This is a genomic window from Kribbella sp. NBC_00889, assembly GCF_045207705.1.
Lineage (GTDB): Bacteria > Actinomycetota > Actinomycetes > Propionibacteriales > Kribbellaceae > Kribbella.
The window spans coordinates 5,727,122-5,747,386 of record NZ_CP108783.1 but is presented as its reverse complement, the minus strand read 5'-3'; the positions used below and the strand labels follow the sequence as shown (position 1 = coordinate 5,747,386).

At 68.5% G+C, this 20,265-nt stretch carries 21 protein-coding genes; 17 read left to right on the top strand and 4 right to left on the bottom strand.

Features of this window, described 5'->3' with window-relative positions; all coding sequences use genetic code 11:
* Positions 1-19: 19 nt before the first annotated feature.
* The 5 genes from OG817_RS28000 to OG817_RS27980 all read left to right on the top strand — a co-directional run bounded on the left by OG817_RS28000 (position 20) and on the right by OG817_RS27980 (position 5,011).
* Positions 20-1,231 (top strand): ABC transporter substrate-binding protein, encoded by a 1,212-nt coding sequence (locus tag OG817_RS28000; RefSeq protein WP_360453301.1) that lies wholly within the window; start codon positions 20-22, stop codon positions 1,229-1,231.
* Positions 1,228-2,076: an ABC transporter permease gene (locus OG817_RS27995; protein ID WP_406047578.1), complete on the top strand. Its 849-nt coding sequence runs from the start codon at positions 1,228-1,230 to the stop codon at positions 2,074-2,076. The genes OG817_RS28000 and OG817_RS27995 overlap by 4 nt, the downstream gene beginning before the upstream one ends.
* Positions 2,076-2,885, top strand: a complete 810-nt coding sequence (locus tag OG817_RS27990; RefSeq protein ID WP_131517495.1) for an ABC transporter permease — start codon at positions 2,076-2,078, stop codon at positions 2,883-2,885. The genes OG817_RS27995 and OG817_RS27990 overlap by 1 nt, the downstream gene beginning before the upstream one ends.
* Positions 2,882-4,195 (top strand): 4-aminobutyrate--2-oxoglutarate transaminase, encoded by a 1,314-nt coding sequence (gene gabT / locus OG817_RS27985; RefSeq protein ID WP_406047577.1) that lies wholly within the window; start codon positions 2,882-2,884, stop codon positions 4,193-4,195. The genes OG817_RS27990 and gabT overlap by 4 nt, the downstream gene beginning before the upstream one ends.
* A 78-nt stretch (positions 4,196-4,273) precedes the next feature.
* The gene (locus tag OG817_RS27980) at positions 4,274-5,011 is read left to right on the top strand and encodes a hypothetical protein (RefSeq protein WP_406047576.1); all 738 of its coding nucleotides are present in this window, start codon (positions 4,274-4,276) and stop codon (positions 5,009-5,011) included.
* On the opposite strand, the gene OG817_RS27975 is transcribed toward OG817_RS27980, so the two are convergent.
* Positions 5,008-5,472, bottom strand: coding sequence for a MarR family winged helix-turn-helix transcriptional regulator (locus OG817_RS27975; RefSeq protein ID WP_406047575.1), 465 nt, complete (start codon positions 5,470-5,472; stop codon positions 5,008-5,010). The genes OG817_RS27980 and OG817_RS27975 overlap by 4 nt on opposite strands.
* The gene (locus tag OG817_RS27970; RefSeq protein ID WP_406057530.1) at positions 5,469-6,758 is read right to left on the bottom strand and encodes a nicotinate phosphoribosyltransferase; all 1,290 of its coding nucleotides are present in this window, start codon (positions 6,756-6,758) and stop codon (positions 5,469-5,471) included. Before OG817_RS27970 ends, OG817_RS27975 begins: the two co-directional genes overlap by 4 nt.
* Before the next feature lie 106 nt (positions 6,759-6,864).
* Here OG817_RS27970 and clpS point away from each other — a divergent pair, with 106 nt between their 5' ends.
* The 7 genes from clpS to OG817_RS27935 all read left to right on the top strand — a co-directional run bounded on the left by clpS (position 6,865) and on the right by OG817_RS27935 (position 13,979).
* Positions 6,865-7,152: an ATP-dependent Clp protease adapter ClpS gene (clpS, locus tag OG817_RS27965; RefSeq protein ID WP_131361796.1), complete on the top strand. Its 288-nt coding sequence runs from the start codon at positions 6,865-6,867 to the stop codon at positions 7,150-7,152.
* Positions 7,149-7,700 carry a DUF2017 domain-containing protein gene (locus OG817_RS27960; RefSeq protein ID WP_406047574.1) on the top strand — a complete coding sequence of 184 codons (552 nt, stop codon included), beginning with the start codon at positions 7,149-7,151 and terminating at the stop codon, positions 7,698-7,700. The genes clpS and OG817_RS27960 overlap by 4 nt, the downstream gene beginning before the upstream one ends.
* A 408-nt stretch (positions 7,701-8,108) precedes the next feature.
* Positions 8,109-11,234, top strand: coding sequence for an isoleucine--tRNA ligase (gene ileS, locus OG817_RS27955; protein WP_406047573.1), 3,126 nt, complete (start codon positions 8,109-8,111; stop codon positions 11,232-11,234).
* A 10-nt stretch (positions 11,235-11,244) separates the two neighbouring features.
* Positions 11,245-12,222 carry an aldo/keto reductase gene (locus OG817_RS27950; RefSeq protein ID WP_406047572.1) on the top strand — a complete coding sequence of 326 codons (978 nt, stop codon included), beginning with the start codon at positions 11,245-11,247 and terminating at the stop codon, positions 12,220-12,222.
* Positions 12,223-12,293: 71 nt separating this feature from the next.
* Positions 12,294-12,749, top strand: a complete 456-nt coding sequence (locus OG817_RS27945) for a M67 family metallopeptidase (protein WP_360453271.1) — start codon at positions 12,294-12,296, stop codon at positions 12,747-12,749.
* Position 12,750: 1 nt separating this feature from the next.
* Positions 12,751-13,029: a MoaD/ThiS family protein gene (locus OG817_RS27940; RefSeq protein ID WP_360453268.1), complete on the top strand. Its 279-nt coding sequence runs from the start codon at positions 12,751-12,753 to the stop codon at positions 13,027-13,029.
* 2 nt (positions 13,030-13,031) lie between these two features.
* On the top strand, positions 13,032-13,979 hold the full coding sequence (locus tag OG817_RS27935; RefSeq protein ID WP_131361802.1) for a PLP-dependent cysteine synthase family protein: 948 nt from the start codon (positions 13,032-13,034) through the stop codon (positions 13,977-13,979).
* Positions 13,980-14,074: 95 nt separating this feature from the next.
* Here the strand turns inward: OG817_RS27935 and OG817_RS27930 are convergent, their stop codons facing one another.
* Positions 14,075-14,422 carry a hypothetical protein gene (locus OG817_RS27930; protein WP_396395431.1) on the bottom strand — a complete coding sequence of 116 codons (348 nt, stop codon included), beginning with the start codon at positions 14,420-14,422 and terminating at the stop codon, positions 14,075-14,077.
* Between the two features lie 167 nt (positions 14,423-14,589).
* Here OG817_RS27930 and murI point away from each other — a divergent pair, with 167 nt between their 5' ends.
* The 5 genes from murI to OG817_RS27905 all read left to right on the top strand — a co-directional run bounded on the left by murI (position 14,590) and on the right by OG817_RS27905 (position 19,271).
* Complete coding sequence (gene murI, locus OG817_RS27925; RefSeq protein ID WP_406047571.1) at positions 14,590-15,393, top strand: glutamate racemase; 804 nt, start codon at positions 14,590-14,592, stop codon at positions 15,391-15,393.
* 131 nt (positions 15,394-15,524) lie between these two features.
* Positions 15,525-16,271 carry an MBL fold metallo-hydrolase gene (locus OG817_RS27920; protein WP_406047570.1) on the top strand — a complete coding sequence of 249 codons (747 nt, stop codon included), beginning with the start codon at positions 15,525-15,527 and terminating at the stop codon, positions 16,269-16,271.
* Entirely contained in the window at positions 16,252-17,091 is an 840-nt protein-coding gene (locus OG817_RS27915; RefSeq protein ID WP_406047569.1) for an alpha/beta fold hydrolase, read from the top strand. The genes OG817_RS27920 and OG817_RS27915 overlap by 20 nt, the downstream gene beginning before the upstream one ends.
* A gap of 54 nt (positions 17,092-17,145) precedes the next feature.
* Positions 17,146-18,675: a DHA2 family efflux MFS transporter permease subunit gene (locus tag OG817_RS27910; protein WP_396395427.1), complete on the top strand. Its 1,530-nt coding sequence runs from the start codon at positions 17,146-17,148 to the stop codon at positions 18,673-18,675.
* Complete coding sequence (locus OG817_RS27905; protein ID WP_406047568.1) at positions 18,672-19,271, top strand: TetR family transcriptional regulator; 600 nt, start codon at positions 18,672-18,674, stop codon at positions 19,269-19,271. Before OG817_RS27910 ends, OG817_RS27905 begins: the two co-directional genes overlap by 4 nt.
* Positions 19,272-19,275: 4 nt before the next feature.
* Here OG817_RS27905 and OG817_RS27900 read toward each other — a convergent pair whose 3' ends face one another.
* Entirely contained in the window at positions 19,276-20,259 is a 984-nt protein-coding gene (locus tag OG817_RS27900) for a DNA glycosylase AlkZ-like family protein (protein WP_406047567.1), read from the bottom strand.
* Positions 20,260-20,265 lie beyond the last annotated feature (6 nt).

The following is a 20,265-nucleotide window of genomic DNA, read 5'->3' as shown; positions in this document are numbered from 1 at the left end:
CTTTGGCAAGGAGCTTTCGATGAAGAGACTCAGTGCGGCGGCGAGCCTGGCAGTGCTCGCTCTGATCCTGGCAGCGTGCGGCACGTCCGGTGGTTCCGACGACAGCTCCGGTGACGGGGCGGCCGGGACGAGCGGGTTCACCCCGCCGGACCTGAAGAAACTCGACACGCTCGGAGCCGGGGAGGGCAAGCTCAGTGTGCTGGCCTGGCCCGGGTACGCCGAGGACGGCTCGAACGACCCGAAGGTCGACTGGGTCTCGTCGTTCGAGAAGGAGACCGGCTGCCAGGTCACGGTGAAGACGTTCGGTACGTCGGACGAGGCCGTCAGCCTGATGAAGACCGGGCAGTACGACGTGGTGTCGGCCTCCGGCGACGCGTCGCTGCGGCTGATCGCGGGCGGACAGGTGGAGCCCGTGAACACCGACCTGATCCCGAACTACGCCGACGTCTACCCGTTCCTCAAGGACCGACCGTGGAACTCGGTGAAGGGCCAGATGTACGGCGTACCGCACGGGTACGGCGCGAACCTGCTGATGTGGCGGACCGACAAGGTGACGCCGGCGCCGACGTCGTGGGGCGTGGTCTTCGACGCGAACTCGCCGTACAAGGGTGCGGTCACGGCGTACGACTCACCGATCTACATCGCCGACGCCGCGATGTACCTGATGGCGACGAAGCCTGATCTGGGCATCAAGAACCCGTACGCGCTGGACGACAAGCAGTTCACCGCGACCGTCGATCTGCTCAAGCAGCAGAAGACGCTGGTGTCGGAGTACTGGTCGGACTACCTCAAGGAGGTGCAGGCGTTCACCAGCGGCAACTCGGTGGTCGGCACCACCTGGCAGGTGATCGCGAACGTGGCGACCGGCGAGAAGGTCCCGGTGCAGGTCACCGTCCCGACCGAGGGCGTGACCGGCTGGTCCGACACCTGGATGCTGAGTGCGACGTCGAAGAACAAGAACTGCGGCTACCTCTGGATGAACCACATCGTCAGCCCGACCGCGAACGCGGCGGTGGCCGAGTACTTCGGTGAGTCGCCGGCCAACGCGAAGGCGTGTGCACAGACCGCGGACAAGAACCACTGCACCACGTTCCACGCGGGTGACGAGGCCTACTCCGAGAAGATCTGGTACTGGACCACCCCGATCGAGCAGTGCCTCGACGGCCGCACCGACGTCAAGTGCACCGACTACAGCCGCTGGACCCAAGCCTGGACCCAAATCAAGGGATGAGCGGTCTGCACCGGCACCCGCGGGTTCGGTTGGGTTTGTTGCTAGGGCCGCCGATCCTGTGGCTCGGGGTTGCGTACCTGGGGGCGTTGGCGGCGTTGTTCGTCACCGCCCTCTGGTCGCAGGACAGCTTCACCGGGCTGATCGAGAGGGAGTGGACGCTGGACAGCTTCCGGACGCTGTTCACCGTCGAGGTGTACCGGACCATAGCCCTGCGCACGATCGGGGTCGCCCTCCTGGTGACCGTGATCGATGCGGTGGTCGCGTTCCCGATCGCGCTGTACATGTCGAAGGTGGCGCGCCCGGGGCTGCGCCGGTTCCTGCTGGTGGCGGTGCTGATGCCCTTGTGGGCCAGCTATCTGGTCAAGGCGTACGCGTGGCGCGGGATGTTCGCCGAGGGCGGGCTGGTGTCCTCGATGTTCGAGGCGGTCGGGCTGCAGTCGCCCGGGTTCGGTCTGACCGCGACGGTGGTGACGCTGGCCTACCTGTGGCTGCCGTACATGATCCTGCCGATCTACGCCGGCCTGGAACGGCTGCCGGATTCGTTGCTGGAGGCATCGGCCGATCTCGGTGCGAAGACCACCCAGACGATCCGGCGGGTGGTCGTGCCGGTGGTGGTGCCGGCCATGGTGGCCGGGTCGATCTTCACCTTCAGCCTGACGCTGGGCGACTACATCGCCGTACGGATCGTCGGCGGTACCAACCAGTTGCTGGGCAACGTTGTGTACGACAACGTGGGCGCGGCCAACAACCTGCCCTTCGCGGCGGCGGTCGCCACCATCCCGGTCGTGGTGATGCTGGGGTACCTGGCCGCGGTACGCCGTACCGGAGCGATGGAGAGCCTGTGATGACGATCTCCGGACCGACCAGGATGGTGTTGCGGATCCTCACCATCGTGATCCTCGCGATCATCTACATCCCGTTGCTGCTGGTGCTGGTGAACTCGTTCAACGTGAACAAGACGTTCGCCTGGCCGCCGCGGGACTTCACGCTGGAGTGGTGGCGGCGCGCGGCCGAGAGCCAAGGCGCGCTGGATGCGCTCTGGGTGAGTGTTCGGGTCGGGCTCGTGGCGACAGTGATCGCGCTGGTGCTGGGGACGATGATCGCGTTCGCGCTGCAGCGGTTCAGCTTCTACGGCCGCGACTCGGTGTCGCTGCTGGTGATCCTGCCGATCGCGCTGCCTGGCATCGTCACCGGGATAGCGCTGAACAACGCGTTCCGGACCATCTTCGGCTTCGAACTCGGGTTCGGCACGATCGTCATCGCGCACGCGACGTTCTGCATCGTGACGGTGTTCAACAACGTGATCGCGCGGCTGCGGCGGACCGGCGTACATCTCGAGCAGGCGTCGGCGGATCTCGGTGCGTCCGGGTTCACCACCTTCCGGCTGGTGACGTTCCCGCTGATCCGGTCGGCGCTGCTGGCCGGTGGGCTGCTCGCGTTCGCGCTCTCGTTCGACGAGATCATCGTGACCACGTTCACCGCCGGCGCGAACCAGCAGACGCTGCCGATCTGGATCTTCAACAACCTGTTCCGGCCGAACCAGGCGCCGATCGTCAACGTGGTCGCGGCCGCGCTGATCGTGTTCTCGGTGATCCCGGTCTGGCTGGCACAGAAACTCTCAGGCGACGCGGAATCATTGGGAGCAGGACGATGACAGTCACGCAGGAACGCAAGCTGGTCACGGAGATTCCCGGGCCTCGGTCGATCGAGTTGATGGCGCGGGTACGGCGCTCGGTCGCGCGCGGGATCGGGGTGGCGCTGCCGGTGTTCGTCACCGAGGCCGGCGGCGGGATCGTGGTGGATGCCGACGGCAACCAGCTGATCGATCTCGGCTCCGGGATCGCGGTCACGAACGTCGGCAACGCGGCGCCGCAGGTGGTGAGCGCCGTCCAGGAGCAGGTGGCCCGGTTCACCCACACCTGCTTCATGGTCACGCCGTACGCCGGCTACCTCGAGGTGTGCGAGGAGCTGAACCGGATCACGCCCGGGGACCACGAGAAACGGTCCGTGCTGCTGAACTCCGGTGCCGAGGCGGTCGAGAACGCGGTGAAGATCGCCCGCTCCCACACCCGGCGGAACGCGGTGGTGGTGTTCGACCACGGGTACCACGGGCGGACCAACCTGACCATGGCGATGACGGCGAAGAACGCGCCGTACAAGGACGGGTTCGGGCCGTTCGCGCCGGAGGTGTACAGAGTGCCGACGTCGTACCCGTATCGCGACGGGCTGAGCGGACCGGAGGCCGCGGCCCGGGCGGTGGCGTCGATCGAGAAGTACGTCGGTGCGTCGAACGTGGCTTGCGTGGTGATCGAACCGATCCACGGCGAGGGCGGGTTCGTCGTACCTGCTCCCGGGTTCTTGCCTGCGGTGGCCGAGTGGTGCCGTTCTGCCGGGGTGGTGTTCGTCGCGGATGAGATCCAGACCGGGTTCGGGCGGACCGGCGACCTCTTCGCGTGCACGCACGAGGGCGTCGTACCGGATGTGATCACACTGGCGAAGGGCATCGCGGGCGGCCTGCCGCTGGCGGCCGTGACGGGCCGGGCGGAGATCATGGACGCGCCGCACGTGAGTGGTCTCGGCGGCACGTACGGCGGGAACCCGGTGGCGTGCGCGGCTTCGCTGGCGGCGATCTCGGTGATCGAAGGCGACGACCTGCCGGCCCGGGCGCGGGAGATCGGCGAGGTCATGCTGGCCGCGCTGCATGACCTGGCCAAGCGGCACCCCATCATCGGCAACGTCCGCGGGCGGGGCGCGATGATCGCCATCGAGCTGGTCGACAGCTCCGGCGAGCCCGATCCGATCGCGACCGGGGAGATCGCGCGAGCGTGTCACGCGGAGGGGATGGTCGTGCTGACCGCGGGGACCTACGGCAACGTACTGCGGTTCCTGCCGCCGCTCGTGATGCCGCCTGAGCTCCTGCGCGAGGCTCTGAGTCTGCTCGCGAAGGTCTTCGACGCGCGCTAGGGACGGCCCTCGACGCGTGTCGCGCGCATCACACCAACGGGACACAACCCCAACCCCTGTCGAGCGCATCATTGACCTGTGGGGATCCTCGACAAAACAGTCACAACAATCTTCGTTCTCCTGGGCGGCGTTGCCCTGGTCGGTGTCGCTACCGACCTCGGCACTGTGGTGGCGCCGGACAACGACCGCGAGATACACGCCTACGAGACTGCGCCGCGCTGCTCGACCGCTCCGCAGACACCGGCCGAATGCCGGTGGACGGAAGAGTTCACCGCGTCCGGCATCCACGTTGTCCCGGAGTACAAGACGGGCGACCGCAGCGCGGTCCTGATCGGCGCGTCCGGCGCCAGGTGGAACACGGGGTTCCCCAACAGCGGCCCCATCCTCGATCAACTCGACGAGGGCGACCGGGTGACCGGCACGATCTGGCGCGGCCGGCTGACCGAGATCACGGCCAACGGCGCCGCCCAGGAGACCGGAGCGGCTCCGGCCGACGGGAGCTGGCCTGACATCGTGTCGCTGGTCCTGTCCTCCAGCGGCCTGCTCGTGGTCGTCGCCTGCGCTTGGCGGCTGCGACACCGCCGCGCGACCCCGGCCATGGACGCCACCATCGTCCTGAGCATAGGACTGCTCTTCGTCGGGCTCTTCTCCGCGATCGCGCTCTTCGTCCTCGCCGATCTCCTGTCGCCGAGCGTGGCCTACAACTTCTGGCTGTTCGCGGCCATCTTCTGCGCCGGCGCTGCCTGGGTGACTGTCCTGGTACGCCGGGACCTCAAGGCACCGCGCACCCCCGGCCTTCCGGGCATTCCGATCTAGGATCCTGGCTCGAGGGTGCTGGTGATGGTCCAGAGGAGATTGCGGAGCACGCGGCGGTCCTCTGGGCCGAGCTGGGCGAGGGCCCGGCGGCCGGCTCGGTCGTAGACCTCCTGGACCGTGTGGGCCAGCTCGGCGCCGCGGTCGGTGAGTTCGATCGCGACCTGGCGGGCGTCCGTGCTGTTCCTGACCCGGCGGACGAGGCCGGCAGCTTCCATCCGCTGGGTGGTTTTCGTTGCCGTCGGCACCTCGACGTCCAGGACCTTGGCCAGTTGGGCCACCTGGAGCGAGCCGTGGTGCAGGAGCTTGGCGAGAACCAGTTCCTGGCCGGTGTGCAGTCCGGTACCGGCCAGCTCGTCAGCGACCGCCTTCCGGGCCGCCCGGTCGGCGAACCGCAGCGCGACCAAGACGTCTGCTTCGCTCGCCGGTGCTTCTGGAGGCCATTCAGCCCGTTCGGTGCTCACATGTGGCTCCGGGGCAGGAATGGGTTGCGGGCGTCGTACTCGCCGCTGTACTCGGTCGGGATCGCGGGCTCGCCACGGCTCAGCTGGCTGGCGTAGCGGGGCAGTTCGTCGCGCACCTTGAGGTGGTGCGCCTGGGACTCCTCCGGGGTGGTGCGGCCGACGATCTTGCCGGCCTCGACCAGCGGCTTGAGCAGCTCCCGGTCGTCACCGTCGTCGACCGGCGGCTCGCCGACGCCGATCAGCTCGACCTCCGCAACGCCGCTGGCCGAGCGGCGCCGCAGCGCATACTTCCTGCCGCCGATGGAGATCTTGTCCGGGCTCTTCTTCGCCACCGGGACCAGCGCCCCGTCCGCGTTCTCCCGGGCGACCAGTTTGTACACGAACCCGCAGGTCGGGTGGCCGCTGCCGGTGACGAGCGACGTACCCACGCCGTACCCGTCGACCGGGGCGGGGGCGAGGGCGGCGATCTGGTACTCGTCCAGGTCGCTGGTGACGATGATCCGGGTCTTGGTCGCCCCGAGAGCGTCCAGCTGCTCGCGGACCTGCCCGGCCAGGGACGGCAGGTCGCCGGAGTCGAGCCGGACCGCGCCGAGCTCGGGGCCGGTGATGGCGATCGCGGTCCGGACCGCCTCGGCCACGTCGTACGTGTCCACCAGCAGGGTCGTCCCCTTGCCGAGGGCATCGACCTGGGAGACGAACGCGTCCCGCTCGGTGTCGTGCAGCAGCGTGAACGAGTGCGCCGCCGTACCGGCGCTCGGGATGCCGTACCGGTGCGCGGCCTCCAGGTTCGAGGTGGTGGCGAAGCCCGCGATGTACGCCGACAGCGCGGCGGCGACCGCGGACTCCTCGTGGGTCCGGCGCGAGCCCATCTCGATACACGGCCGGCCACCGGCCCACCAGGTCATCCTGGACGCCGCCGAGGCGACCGCGGAATCGTGGTTCAGGATCGACAGGAACACGGTTTCCAGCAGCACCGCCTCGGCGAAACTGGCCTCAACCACCAGCACCGGCGAGCCGGGGAAGAAGATCTCGCCGTCGGCGTAGCCGGAGATGTCGCCGGTGAACCGGTAGTCCGCCAGCCAGTCCCGGGTAGCCTGGTCGACGACACCCCGGTCGGCCAGGAACCCGATCGCCCGCTCGTCGAAGCGGAACCGCTCCAGCGCGTCCAGCAGCCGGTTCACGCCGGCGACCACGCCGTAGCGGCGCCCGTCGGGCAGCCGGCGGGCGAACAGCTCGAAGACCGACCGGCGCTGCGCCGTGCCGTCGGCCAGGCTGGCCTGCAGCATGGTGAGCTCGTAGTGGTCCGTGAGGAGCGCGGTCGAGTGCGTCACAGCGTGAGTCACAAGGGCAGCCTATTGCGAACCTGGAACCGATGATGGAGAGAATGGACCGGTGAGCACCGCACCAAGCGAACTCGAGAGCCCCGAGGTCGACGAGGCGATCGAGCTGAGCCCACCGTGGGTGACGATCGTCTGGAACGATCCGGTCAACCTGATGGACTACGTCACCTTCGTGTTCCAGACCTACTTCGGCTACTCCAAACACAAGGCGGAGAAGCTGATGCTGCAGGTGCACCAGGAGGGCAAGTCGGCGGTCTCGAACGGCAACCGCGAGGCGATGGAACGCGACGTGGAAGCGATGCACTCCTACGGCCTGTGGGCCACCTGCGAGAAGTCGTGACCCGGTTCCGCAAGCGCCGCAAGACCGTCGTCGTCAGTTTCGCCGAGCACGAGGCGGACATCCTGGCGAACCTGCTCCGCAACCTGGTCGAACTCCTGTACGACGGCCTGCCGCCGCGCGCCACCCAATCCTCGGATCCGCTGGCGGCGCTCCTGGACAGCGACGGGCCGACCTCGCCGCCGGAGGACGTCGTACTCCAGCGGTTGCTGCCGGATGCCTACAAGGAGGACGACCAGGCGGCGGGTGAGTTCCGGCGGTTCACGGAGCGCGGCCTGCGCGACCGCAAGATCGGTGACGCCAAGCGGGTGCTGTCCGCGCTCGAGGAGTCCGGCGCGGACGAGATCGCGCTGGAGCCCGACGAACAACTGTCCTGGCTGCGCGCCCTGAACGACCTCCGCCTGGCCATCGGCACCCGCCTGGACATCAAGGAAGAAGACGACTACTCCACCTGGGAGAAGCTTCCCGACGACGACCCCCGCCGCCTGACGTACGACCTGTACGACTGGCTGGGCTATCTCCAGTCCGCCCTCCTCCACAACATGCGCTAGCACCTCCGGCCCGCGAAAGGACACCGCCTTCGGCGGCGGCTGACTTTTGGCGCCTCCGGCGCGTCGCGGCACCTGATCACGTCCGAGGCACTCGGCGGAGCGGATGCGTTCCGGGAGTGCGGTTGGTAGGTGCAGAGGGCGACCGAGCGTGGTGGCTGCGTACAACTTGTGGTGGCCTGCCCCAGGGTGTGGCGAGTTCTCGGCAGCCACAAATTGTGCACGGTCCCGCGCCAGGCTCGAATCGGTCGCCGGCCACGCGGTCGGCCGGTGGAGGCCGGCGCTGCCGGTCCGGCGACTTTGAGCACGGGACAGTCAAGTTGGTGGGCGAGTCGTGGTTGATCGGTGCTCAAGGCCGCGCGACCACGGATTGCGGTGGGAGTGATGAGGCGGCGCATCTAGGATCGGCGGGTGAGCTACCCGAAGAGCGGTGACGCCGAGCTGAGTGCTAGTCCTGACTTTCCGCGGATCGAGCGGGAGGTGCTCGAGTACTGGGACAAGGACGGGACGTTCCTGGCCTCGGTGGAGCAGCGGGCGGCTGGGGTGGACGGGGCCAACGAGTTCGTGTTCTACGACGGGCCGCCGTTCGCGAACGGGCTGCCGCATTACGGGCACCTGCTGACGGGATACGTGAAGGACGTTGTGCCGCGGTACCAGACGATGCGTGGGCATCGGGTGGAGCGGCGGTTCGGGTGGGACACGCACGGGTTGCCGGCCGAGCTGGAGGCTCAACGGGTGCTCGGGCTGAAGACAAAGGCGGACATCCTCGAGCTCGGTATCGAGAAGTTCAACGAGGCCTGCCGGGCGTCGGTGCTGAAGTACACCGGTGAGTGGCGCAGTTACGTCACCCGCCAGGCGCGCTGGGTCGACTTCGACCACGATTACAAAACGCTCAATCGCGACTACATGGAGTCGGTGATCTGGGCGTTCAAGACGCTGTACGACAAGGGCCTGGTGTACGAGGGCCTGCGGGTGTTGCCGTACTGCTGGAACGACGAGACCCCGCTCTCCAACCACGAGCTGCGGATGGACGACGACGTCTACCAGCAGCGCCAGGACCCGTCGGTGACGATCGCGGTCGAGCTGGAGACCGGTGAGCGCCTGCTCGCCTGGACCACCACGCCCTGGACGCTGCCGAGCAACCTTGCCATGGCCGTCGGCCCGGACGTCGACTACGTGGTGGTGAACGACGCCGAGGGCCGCCCGACGATCCTCGCCGAGGCGCGGTTGGCGGCGTACGCCGGGACACACGGCGACTTCGCCGGCCTCGGTGACGAGGTGCTCCGGCGGCTCAAGGGCTCCGAGCTGATCGGCCTGCGCTACGCCCCGCTGTTCCCGTTCCTCGCGAACGCCGAGGTCTTCGGGACCGCCAACGCCTTCCAGGTCATCTCGGCCGAGCATGTCACCACCGACGAGGGCACCGGCGTCGTACACATGGCTCCCGCGTACGGCGAGGAGGACCAAGTCGCCTGTGAGGCGGCCGGGATCCCCACTGTGCTGACCGTTGACGAAGGAGCCCGGTTCACGTCCGTGGTCCCGCCGTACCAGGGGATGCATGTGTTCGAGGCGAACCGGCCGATCATCCGGGACCTGCGGGCGGCCGGGGCGCTGGTCCGCGAGGACAGCTACGTGCACAGCTACCCGCACTGCTGGCGGTGCCGGAACCCGCTGATCTACAAGGCGGTGTCGAGCTGGTTCGTCGAGGTGACCCGGATCCGGGACCGGATGGTCGAGCTGAACGAGCAGATCACCTGGGTGCCGGAGCACGTGAAGCATGGGCAGTTCGGGAAGTGGTTGTCGAACGCGCGGGACTGGTCGATCAGCCGGAACCGGTTCTGGGGCAGTCCGATCCCGGTCTGGCGTTCGGACGATCCGGCGTACCCGAGGATCGACGTCTACGGTTCGATCGAGGAGCTGGAGCGCGACTTCGGTGTCGCGGTCCCGGACCTGCACCGCCCGTACGTCGACCAGCTGAACCGGCCGAATCCGGACGACCCGACCGGGCGGTCCACGATGCGCCGGGTGCCCGACGTACTCGACGTGTGGTTCGACTCGGGGTCGATGAGCTTCGCGCAGGTGCACTACCCGTTCGAGAACACCGAGTGGTTCGAGCACCATTTCCCGGGCGACTTCATCGTCGAGTACATCGGCCAGACCCGCGGCTGGTTCTACACCCTGCACATCCTGTCCACGGCGCTGTTCGACCGGCCGGCGTTCTCGTCCTGCCTGAGTCACGGGATCGTGCTCGGCAACGACGGCCAGAAGATGAGCAAGTCGCTGCGGAACTACCCGGACGTGTCCGAGGTGTTCGACCGCGACGGCGCCGACGCGATGCGCTGGTTCCTGATGTCGAGCCCGATCCTGCGCGGTGGGAACCTGGTCGTCACCGAGGAAGGCATCCGGGACGGTGTCCGCCAGGTGATGATCCCGTTGTGGAACGCCTGGTACTTCTTCGCGCTCTACGCGAACGCCGCCGGGGCGACCGCGACGTGGTCGACCGGCTCCGAGGTGCTGCTGGACCGGTACGTGCTGGCCCGGCTGCGGGTGTTCGTCGCGGACGTCGAGGAGAAGCTGGACCGGTACGACGTCGCGTCAGCCTGCGATGCGGTGCTCAGCTACCTGGAGGTGCTGACGAACTGGTACATCCGCCGGTCCCGGGATCGCTTCTGGGACGAGTCGGGGGAGACGTTCCAGGACGCGGTGAACACGCTCTACACCGCGCTTGAGGTGGTGTGCCGGACGGCTGCGCCGCTCCTGCCGCTCACGGTCGAGCAGGTCTGGCGTGGTCTGACCGGGGAGCGGTCGGTGCATCTGACCGACTGGCCGGCGGTTGACGACCTTCCGGACGACCCGGAGCTGGTCACGCGGATGGAGCGGGTGCGCGAGGTGTGCTCGGTCGCGTCGTCGATTCGGAAGGCGGCAGGCATCCGCGGCCGGCAACCGTTGCAGTCGCTGACGGTGGCGACGGCCGACGCGGAGGCGCTACGGGCTCTGGTGCCCTTGATCGAGGATGAGGTCAACGTCCGCGAGGTCGTGCTGACGTCGGCGGATGCGGTGGACGCGCCGGTGTCGCAGCAGTTGACGGTCAACGCGCGGGCGGCCGGGCCGCGGCTGGGGCGTGACGTCCAGACGGTGATCAAGGCGTCGAAGAGTGGCGACTGGTCGGTCTCCGCGGACGGCGTTGTCGTTGCCGGGGGCATCGAGTTGGCCGAGGGTGAGTACACCCTGGAGACCACGCTGGCCGAGGGTGGTACGGCGAGCGGCCTGCTCTCCGGCGGCGGATTCGTCGTACTGGATACGACGATCACGCCTGAGCTGGAAGCCGAGGGGACGGCTCGCGACGTGATCCGCTCGGTGCAGCAGGCGCGGCGGGACGCGGGCCTGCAGGTGACCGATCGGATGCGCTTGTCGGTGACGGCTGACGCTCGGACCATGCAGGCGGTCGAGGCGCATCGCGACCTGATCATGGCCGAGACTCTCGCGACAGACCTGGACGTCGCGGAGGGTCCCGAACTGCAGGTCGCGGTCACTGCCTAAGGTTGGCGGCATGGAGACGCGCAGGCTTGGTCGGACTGGTCGGGACGTGGGTGTGGTCGGGCTCGGTGCCTGGCAGTTGGGCGCCGACTGGGGCTCGGTCGACGAGGGCGATGCGCTCGCGGTACTGCGGGCGGCGATCGAGGGCGGCGTCACGTTCATCGACACCGCGGATGTGTACGGCGACGGGCGCAGCGAGCGGCTGGTCGGTCAGGTCTTCAAAAGGTACGACGGCCTGACCGTGGCGACCAAGATGGGACGCCGGGTCGAGCAGGTCCCGGAGAACTACACGCTGGAGAACTTCCGGGCGTGGAACGACCGGTCCCGGCAGAACCTCGGTGTCGACACCATCGACCTGGTCCAGCTGCACTGCCCGCCGACGCCGGTGTACTCGACCGACGCGGTGTTCGACGCGCTCGACTCGATGGTGGACGAGGGCAGGATGACGTCGTACGGCGTGAGCGTCGAGACCTGCGCGGAAGCGCTCACCGCGATCGCGCGGCCGAACGTGGCGTCGGTGCAGATCATCCTGAACGCGTTCCGGCTGAAGCCGCTCGACGAGGTGCTGCCCGCGGCGCAAGCGGCCGGCGTCGGCATCATCGCCCGCGTTCCGCTGGCGAGTGGGCTGTTGTCCGGCAAGTACGACGAGAACACCACGTTCTCGGCCGATGACCACCGCACCTACAACCGCCACGGCGAGGCCTTCGACGTCGGCGAGACCTTCTCCGGCGTCGACTTCGGCACCGGGCTGGAGGCCGTCCGCCGCCTGATGCCCTGGCTGCCCGCCGGCGTCACCATGGCCCAGTTCGCCCTCCGCTGGATCCTCGACCAGCCGGGTGTGAGCGTCGTCATCCCGGGCGCGCGCAACCCGGCCCAGGTCGCCGGCAACCTGGCGGCGGCGAGCCTCTCCCCGCTCAGCGCCGACCAGTCGGCCGCCGTCCAGGCGACGTACGACGAACTGATCCGGCCACAGATCCACGATCGCTGGTAGCGCTCTGTCCGCATAATGGACCGACTCCCGGGTTGGCAGGACGGGTCCGGCGGTCGCCGTACCGTGGTCTCGTGTTGATCATCGAGAAGGCCACGTACGACGCGATCGTCGCGCATGCCCGCCGGGACCACCCGGACGAGGCCTGTGGCGTGGTCGCGGGACCGGCCGGGTCGGACCGGGCGGTGCGGTTCGTGCCGATGCTCAACGCGGCGATGTCGCCGACGTTCTACGAGTTCGACTCCGGCGACCTGCTCCGGCTCTACCAGGAGATGGACGAGCGGGACGAGGAGCCGGTGGTGATCTACCACTCGCACACCGCCACCGAGGCGTTTCCGTCACGCACCGACATCACCCTCGCCCAGGAGCCCGGCGCCCACTACGTGCTGGTGTCGACCCGGGACGGCGCCGACTCCCCGGCGTACGACGGTCCCGTCGAGTTCCGGTCGTACCGGATCATCGACGCCGAGGTCGTGGAAGAAGAAGTGCGCGTGGTGGGTTCTTATGAGGAAACAAGAGGAGACAACTGATATGGCGATCGAGTTGCGCGTGCCGACGATCTTGCGCACGTACACCGGCGGCGAGAAGGCGGTGAACGGGGACGGCGCCACGCTGGCCGAGTTCATCGACGACGTGAACGGGGCCCACCCGGGTCTGAAGGAGCGCATCGTCGAGGGCGAGCCGGAGGAGCTGCGCCGGTTCGTGAACGTCTACGTCAACGACGAGGACGTCCGGTTCACCGGCGGCCTGAAGACCGGCGTGAAGGACGGCGACGTGGTCGTCGTACTGCCCGCGGTGGCCGGCGGCTGAGCATGCGTTTCGACAGTCTGCTCGACTCGGTCGGAGGCACGCCGCTGGTCGGTCTGCCCCGGCTGTCGCCGTCGGCGGACGTCCGGTTGTGGGCGAAGCTGGAGGACCACAACCCGACCGGTTCGATCAAGGACCGGGCGGCGCTGCGGATGCTCCTCGACGCCGAGAAGGACGGCCGGCTGCGGCCCGGCACCACGATCCTCGAACCGACGTCGGGCAACACCGGCATCTCGCTGGCGATGGCGGCCAAGCTGCGCGGGTACCGGATGGTCTGCGTGATGCCGGAGAACACCTCCGAGGAACGCCGCCAGATCCTGCGGATGTGGGGAGTCGAGATCATCTCCTCCCCGGCCGCGGGTGGCTCGAACGAGGCGGTCCGGGTGGCCAAGCAGGTCGCCGAGGAGCACCCGGACTGGGTGATGCTCTACCAGTACGGCAACCCGTCCAACGCGGCCGCGCACTACGACGGCACCGCGCGCGAGATCCTCGCCGATCTGCCGTCCGTCACCCACTTCGTGGCCGGCCTCGGCACCACCGGCACGCTGATGGGCGCCGGCCGGTTCTTCCGCGAACACAAGCCCGAGGTGCGCATCGTCGCGGCCGAGCCGCGGTACGGCGAACTCGTCTACGGACTGCGCAATCTGGACGAGGGGTTCGTGCCCGAGTTGTACGACGAGACCCTGATCGACGCCCGGTTCTCGGTCGGCCCACGCGACGCCGTACGCCGGGTCCGTGAGCTGCTGGACAACGAGGGGATCTTCGCGGGGATCTCCACCGGCGCGATCCTGCACGCGGCGCTCGGCCAGGCAGCGAAATGCGTCCGCGAGGGCGAGACCGCGGATATCGCGTTCGTGGTCGCGGACGGTGGCTGGAAGTACCTGTCCACCGGTGCCTACGAGGGCACGATCGACGAGGCGGAGGATCGCCTCGAGGGTCAGCTCTGGGCCTGAGGTGGAGCTGAGTGCCGGCGGGCGGAGGGCCGGGACTCAGGACTGTGCCGGTTGTTGTTGCTGCCGGCACCTGATCGTGACTAGGTCATGTCCGTCTACGGTTGCTTGAAGAGGACCTTGCGTCCCAGTCGGGGGTGAACGCCGCGGCCCTTGCAACTGCTGCAGGGGCGTTGGGCGTAGCTGAAGAGTGCGCCGCGGTGCCGTCCGGCGCCTTTGCAACGGTTGCATTTGGCGTTCGGGTGCAGCGACAGCGAGACGACGTACAAGGCGAACGCCGCCATGGCCAGCACCACCAGCATCCCGGTCGGCCCGAGGGCCGCCACGATGTCCGCGGTAGTGCTGTGCGTGTCCGCAGCCTGGCCCGCCGCCGTCGCGTCGTTGGGTTGCGGATTCGGTGCGGCGGTGGTGCCCAGCACCACCGCGATCTGGTGCGCCAGTGTCATGGCATCACGAAGGGCGGTCGAGCAAACATCGCTCCAGAGTGGCGCCCATCACGTGAAAAGGCAATTCCGCAGAGTAAAGATGTGGACAACTCCGGCGTGTCGGATCGCTCGGTTAGGTGAGGCTGGCTTCGGAACTGCCCGCGATCAGACCTGTATAAGCTCTGCCTGTGGCTGACGCACCGGTGGGGATCTTCGATTCAGGCTTCGGCGGACTCACCGTCGCCCGCGCGGTGCTCGATCAGTTGCCGCACGAGCCGATCCTGTACCTCGGCGACACCGCCCGCCAGCCGTACGGCCCGAAGCCGATCGCCGAGGTGCGCGAGTACGCGCTGGAGTGCCTCGATCATCTCGTCGAGGCCGGCGTGAAGATGCTCGTCATCGCCTGCAACTCGGCCAGTGCGGCGATGCTCCGCGACGCCCGCGAACGGTACGACGTACCGGTCGTCGAAGTGATCCTGCCGGCCGCGCGCCGGGCCGTGGCCGCGACCCGGAACCAGCGCGTCGGCGTGATCTGCACCCGGGCGACGGCGGCGTCGCTCGCTTACGAGGACGGGTTCGCGGCCGCGCCGCAGGTGGAGTTGTTCACCCGTGCCTGCCCGGATTTCGTCGACTTCGTCGAGTCGGGCGTGACGTCCGGGCCCGAGCTTCTCGAGGCCGCGCACGAGTACCTCGATCCGCTGGTCGAGGCCGGCGTCGACACGCTGATCCTCGGCTGCACGCATTATCCGTTGCTCACGGGCGTGATCTCGTACGTGATGGGCGACAACGTGACGCTGGTGAGCAGCGCCGAGGAGTGCGCCAAGGACGTGTACGGCGTACTCACCAAGACCGGGCTGCTCCGCGCGGACAATCTGCCGGAGCCGCGGCACCGCTTCGTCACCACCGGCAGCCCGGACGAGTTCGCCGCCATCGGCTCTCGCTTCCTCGGGCCGGTGCTGTCCGCGGTCGACCAGTTCGCCTGGGTCCGCTAGCCGGTCTGTTGTCCAGGGCACCGGATCCCGTCGTGATGTGCGCGAAATCACCGCCAGGCAACTGGATCCGATGATCCGCGACGCGACCCGCGGTCCTGCGAAGCCGGCAACCCGCCGGTAATGTTCCGGCTATGAAGCTCACCGTGATCGGCTGCTCCGGGTCCGTACCCGGCCCGGACTCGGCCGCCTCGAGCTATCTGATCACCGCTGAGGGTTTCCACCTGATCCTCGACCTCGGCAGTGGCGCGCTCGGCTCGCTCCAGCGACATGTCGCGGTCCCGGAGATCGGCGCGCTCGGCCTGTCCCACCTGCATCCTGACCACTGCATGGACCTGTGCGGGTTGTACGTCGCGGCGAAGTACGGACCAGGTACGCCGATCCCGCGGATCCCGGTCTACGGGCCGCCCGGGACCTCCGGCCGGATGGCGTCGGCGTACGACCTGCCGATCGATCCTGGGATGGAGGAGGAGATCGAATTCCACACCTGGCAGGCAGTTCAGCGGATCGGCCCGTTCACGGTGCGCACCGCGCGGATGGTGCACCCGGTGCCGGCGTACGCGATCCGGGTCGAGCACGGCGACAAGTCACTCGTCTACACCGGCGACACCGGGCCCAACGACGCGCTGGTCGAGCTCGCCCGTGGTGCCGACGTCCTGCTGTCCGAGGCCGCCTTGCAGGACAACGATCCGCACAACCCGACCGACCTTCACCTGACGCCCGCCGACGCCGGCGAACACGCCAAGAAGGCCGGTGTCAAACGCCTGATCATCACCCACGTCCCACCTTGGTACAGCCGCGAGACCCAGGCCGAGGCCGCCGCCCGCACGTACCCAGGCCCGATCGAGATTGCGACCCCCCATGCCGTTTTCGACATCTGACGGCGTCCCGCTGTGGACGATCACCAGCGGCACCGCCAGTTCGTTGCCGCCTGTCGTCATCGTCCACGGTGGCCCAGGCTTGTGGGACGACTACGCCGTACTCGCGGAGATGCTGGACGATCTGACCGTCGTCCACCGGTTCGACCAGCGCGGCTGCGGGCGGTCGGGAAGGTCGGAGCTGCAGTCGGTCCGGCGGACGGCGCAGGACATCGACGAACTTCGCGAGCACTGGGGCTGTGACCGGATCGTCGTACTCGGGCATTCGTTCGGGGCAACGCTCGCGCTGGCCTACGCCGGGTGCTACGGCGACCGCGTCGCCGGAGTCGTGTACGTCGGCGGCGTCGGGATCGGCGACTGGCGTACGCCGGAACGGGAAGAGCGCGCGCGGCGGATGACCCCGGCCCAGGTCGAACGGCTGGACGAACTGGGGGAGAAGCACGACCGGACACCGGAGGAGGAGCTCGAGTTCCGCGTGCTGGCGTGGTTCCCCGATTATGCCGACCGGTCGATGGCGATGACGTGGGCGCGGAAGAGCGCGGCGGTGGATCTGCCGATCAACTTCGCCGCCAATCGAGAGCTCGGCCTGGACGTCAACCGTTGGCCCGAGGGTTACCTGGCCGGGCTCGCGGCCGGGCTGCGCGCGCCGGTCACGTTCGTCCACGGCGCCGGTGATCCCCGGTCGGCGGCCAATGTCCGCGACCTGGCGTCGCACACTCCGCGCCACACCTTCCACCTCGTCCCCGACGCCGGTCACTCTCCGTGGCTGGAGCAACCCGAGCTCTTCCGGAAGGTTCTGCGGGAGGCAGTGCAGGGTTGCTGAAACAAATTCTGAGATCTACTCTCAAATTAGAGTCGATCTCAGGAGGCGTGTGTGATGGGTGCTGTGAGCCGTGACTCGCGGCGGTGGTGGGCGTTGGGCGCCATGTCGGTCAGCCTGATCGTGGTCGGGCTGGATCTGACCGTGCTGAACGTCGCGCTGCCGACGCTGGCGACCGAGCTGGGGGCGTCGACCAGTCAGCTGCAGTGGTTCGCGAACTCGTACACCTTGGTGCTCGCGGCGCTGCTGCTGCCCGCCGGGCTGCTGGGTGACAGATTCGGCCAGAAGCATCTGCTGATCGGGGCCCTCGTGGTGTTCGGCGGGGCGTCGGCGGCCTGTGCGTTCGCCTCGTCGGCGGGGCAGTTGATCGCGGCTCGCGCGGTGCTCGGGGTCGGGGCGGCCTTCCTGATCCCGCTGTCGATGTCCTTGCTCAACGTGCTGTTCGAGCCGGGGGAGCGGGTCCGGGCGATGACGATCTGGGTGATGGCCAACTCGCTCGGCATCCCGCTCGGGCCGGTGCTCGGCGGCTGGCTGCTGGACCACTACCGCTGGGGATCGGTCTTCCTGATCAACCTGCCGCTGGTCGCCGTCGGCCTGGTCGCGGTCGCTCTGCTGATCCCGGCGACGCGCGGTCACCGGTCCGGACGGATCGACGTACCCGGGATTCTGCTGTCGGGATTGGGGCTGGTGGCGGTGACGTACGGGTTCGTCGCGGCCGGTGAGCGCGGGTGGGGTGACGGGGTGACGCTGACCAGTCTGGCCGTTGGCGTCGTACTGCTGGCGGTGTTCTGGTCGTGGCAGCGGCGTACGGCGGATGCGCTGGTCGACCTGGCGCTGTTCCGGTCACCGCGATTCACCTGGGGCACGGTGCTCGCGACGCTGGCGTCGTTCGCGTTGATGGGTCTGCTGTTCGTGCTGCCGCAGCTCTTCCAGGCTGTGCAGGGCGCGGACGCGTTGAACACCGGCCTGCGGCTGCTGCCGATCATCGGTGGACTCCTGATCGGTGCCAAGGTCGCCGAGCGCCTCGCCGCCACTGCCGGACCGCGGCTGACCGTCGCGTTCGGCTTCGTGCTGATGCTGGCCGGCTTGGTGATGGGCGCGTTCACCAGCGTCGACGCCGGCTACGGGTTCACAGCGATCTGGGTCAGCCTCGTCGGTGTGAGCATCGGATTCACGCTGCCGCCGGTGATGGACCTGGCGATCGGTGCGTTGACCGTCGAGCGCAGCGGATCCGGATCGGGCCTGATCCAGGCGCTCCGCCAGGTCGGTGGCACGATCGGTGTGGCGATCCTCGGTACGGTGCTCAACTCGGCGTACCGCGACCACCTGAACGTCGGCGGCCTGCCGCCCGCTGTCGCCGGCGCGGCCCGCGACAGCGCGTCAGGGGCGGTCGCGATCGCGGCCCACACCAACGCGCCGGCCCTGGCCGAATCGGCCCGTGAGGCGTTCGTCCACGGCATGAGCGCGACCCTGTGGACGTGCAGCGGGATCGCAGCTCTGGGCTTCGTGCTCGCGCTGGCCTTCCTGCCCGGCACCCGTGCGTCAGTCGAGCCGGAGCCCGCAGAAGTTGTCACAATCGAGGTATGACGACGGAGAAGCCGCCCGGGCTGCGCGAGCGCAAGAAGGCGAAGACCCGGGCGGCGATCCAGGAGCACGCGCTGCGGCTGTTCCGCGACCAGGGGTACGCCGAGACGACCGTGCAGGAGATCGCGGCCGCGGCGGAGGTGTCGCCGGCCACCTTCTTCCGGTACTTCGCGACCAAGGAGGACACCGTCGTCTTCGACCGGCTCGACCCGGTGATGATCGACGTGTTCCGCGCGCAGCCGGCCGAGCTGAACCCGACCGACGCGCTGCGTGCGACCCTCAAGGACAGCATGCGGACGCTGACCGAGGCGGAGTGGGAGCTGGAGTCCCAGCGCCAGCAGCTCGTCCTCAATGCCCCCGAGCTGCGCGCGCGGATGCTCGACCAGCTGTACGCCGGCATCGACCTGCTGGCCGCCCTGGCGGCCGAGCGGGTCGGCCGCTCCGCCGACGACTTCGCCGTCCGGGCCTGGGCCGGCGCGGTCGTCGGCGTGGTGATGGCGACGTACCAGATCACCGGCCACGCCAACATGCAGGACTACTTCGAGATCATCGACCGCGCGTTCGCCCACCTCCAGGCCGGCCTTCCGCTCGGCAAGTAGTTGCCTACGGCTCCATTTCGGTGATGGTGAGGGTCATCGTCGCGCCCGGGATCGGCATCGACAGTGCCTCGGCCTCGATCGCGGCCCGGTCCTGATCGGACAGCGGGCCGGCGGTGCGGAGGTCGACCTTCCCGCCCTTGCGTCCCCAGGCGCCGCGGATCTCGCCGTTCAGCATGAGTCCGTGCGGGTGGTACCAGTCGTGCAGGTGGATCCGCGGCTTCTGCCCCGGTGCGGCGAACAGTCCGTGCCGGTCCTGCCCGAACAGCCTCAGATCCGAAGCCACCAGGAACCGTGCGCCGGCCGGTGCCGGGGCTGACCGGAGGGCCTGCTCGTCCGCCGCGAGGATCCACCCCTCGCGACCTTCCAACTCAACCGGGAGAAGCTCACCGTCCAGCAGCTTCCAGACTTCTCTCGCATCAGGTCTCGACAGCCCGGACCACCAACTGAAGGCCTCCACGGTGGTCGGCCCGAGCGCCTCCACGTGTCGCCGGCACAGCTCCAGATGCGCGTCCTGGAAGTCGATCTCGGGCGCCGGAACCTCACGCACGTAGAGCGCACTGGTCGTCCACCGCAACGCCAGCCGCCCACTCCAGCAGGCACTCCGCAGCTCATTGCCCCGGCCGCCGCGATGCTCGGCGCCGCCCAGTTCCCGGCAGATCCGGTCGGCCTGACGTGCGATCTCCCGCTGCTTTCCCTCGTCAAGCGGCATCCGCCCGACCGTGAACACCCCGAAGTCCCGCTCCGGCAACACATACACCGCCGCCCGCGGACTGTACGTCTGCACCAACCCCGGCGCCTCCCACGCCGACGGCTCACACGCCTCCACCCGCGCGTGCAACCCGATCAACGCATCCCGAGGAGCCGTATCCTGCAACCCGAACCGAGCCGCGCCCACATACTCCCCAGCCCCCAACCGCTCACCCAGCCGGTTGACGTCCAGCCGATACCGCACAGCCTCCGCATAGCTGACCGGCACTGCGTGACTCATACCTCG

What these genes read in the sequence shown, in the direction of transcription:
- OG817_RS28000 (WP_360453301.1), top strand. Translation starts at nt 20, where the DNA reads ATGAAGAGACTCAGTGCGGCGGCGAGCCTGGCAGTGCTCGCTCTGATC.
- OG817_RS27995 (WP_406047578.1), top strand. Translation starts at nt 1,228, where the DNA reads ATGAGCGGTCTGCACCGGCACCCGCGGGTTCGGTTGGGTTTGTTGCTA.
- OG817_RS27990 (WP_131517495.1), top strand. Translation starts at nt 2,076, where the DNA reads ATGACGATCTCCGGACCGACCAGGATGGTGTTGCGGATCCTCACCATC.
- gabT (WP_406047577.1), top strand. Translation starts at nt 2,882, where the DNA reads ATGACAGTCACGCAGGAACGCAAGCTGGTCACGGAGATTCCCGGGCCT.
- OG817_RS27970 (WP_406057530.1), bottom strand. Translation starts at nt 6,758, where the DNA reads ATGCTGCAGGCCAGCCTGGCCGACGGCACGGCGCAGCGCCGGTCGGTC.
- OG817_RS27950 (WP_406047572.1), top strand. Translation starts at nt 11,245, where the DNA reads ATGGAGACGCGCAGGCTTGGTCGGACTGGTCGGGACGTGGGTGTGGTC.
- OG817_RS27940 (WP_360453268.1), top strand. Translation starts at nt 12,751, where the DNA reads ATGGCGATCGAGTTGCGCGTGCCGACGATCTTGCGCACGTACACCGGC.
- OG817_RS27935 (WP_131361802.1), top strand. Translation starts at nt 13,032, where the DNA reads ATGCGTTTCGACAGTCTGCTCGACTCGGTCGGAGGCACGCCGCTGGTC.
- OG817_RS27930 (WP_396395431.1), bottom strand. Translation starts at nt 14,422, where the DNA reads ATGACACTGGCGCACCAGATCGCGGTGGTGCTGGGCACCACCGCCGCA.
- OG817_RS27920 (WP_406047570.1), top strand. Translation starts at nt 15,525, where the DNA reads ATGAAGCTCACCGTGATCGGCTGCTCCGGGTCCGTACCCGGCCCGGAC.
- OG817_RS27915 (WP_406047569.1), top strand. Translation starts at nt 16,252, where the DNA reads ATGCCGTTTTCGACATCTGACGGCGTCCCGCTGTGGACGATCACCAGC.
- OG817_RS27910 (WP_396395427.1), top strand. Translation starts at nt 17,146, where the DNA reads ATGGGTGCTGTGAGCCGTGACTCGCGGCGGTGGTGGGCGTTGGGCGCC.
- OG817_RS27905 (WP_406047568.1), top strand. Translation starts at nt 18,672, where the DNA reads ATGACGACGGAGAAGCCGCCCGGGCTGCGCGAGCGCAAGAAGGCGAAG.
- OG817_RS27900 (WP_406047567.1), bottom strand. Translation starts at nt 20,259, where the DNA reads ATGAGTCACGCAGTGCCGGTCAGCTATGCGGAGGCTGTGCGGTATCGG.